This is a genomic window from Idiomarina sp. UBA4206 (genome assembly GCF_002383015.1).
Taxonomy (GTDB): Bacteria; Pseudomonadota; Gammaproteobacteria; order Enterobacterales; family Alteromonadaceae; genus Idiomarina; species Idiomarina abyssalis.
Genome location: NZ_DFTS01000030.1, coordinates 11,992 through 12,361, shown reverse-complemented (window position 1 = coordinate 12,361; position 370 = coordinate 11,992). Strand labels below are relative to the sequence as shown.

The window sequence follows — 370 nt, the reverse complement described above, 5'->3', positions numbered from 1 at the left end:
ACCAAAGGTAAAGAGCAGCACGTCACTATTCCGGTGTCGCAAATCGATGAAGACTTCTTTGAAGAAGGCAAAATGTTTGATGGTTCATCTATTTCCGGCTGGAAAGGGATTAACGAATCGGACATGGTGCTAATGCCCGATAATGAGTCTGCCGTTCTGGACCCGTTTACTGATGAAATCACCCTGAATGTCCGCTGTGACATTCTTGAGCCTGAAACCATGCAAGGTTACAGCCGTGACCCTCGTTCAATTGCTAAGCGTGCAGAAGAATTCCTGCGCTCGTCAGGTATTGCCGACGAAGCTTACTTTGGCCCTGAGCCAGAATTTTTCCTGTTCAATGACGTTCGTTTCCACACCGATATGAGTGGTT

At 47.3% G+C, this 370-nt stretch carries 1 protein-coding gene; it reads left to right on the top strand.

What is annotated here, in order from left to right:
- Positions 1-370: glutamine synthetase beta-grasp domain-containing protein (locus tag B3180_RS06345; RefSeq protein ID WP_286843600.1), on the top strand; the 370-nt coding region annotated here is incomplete at both ends.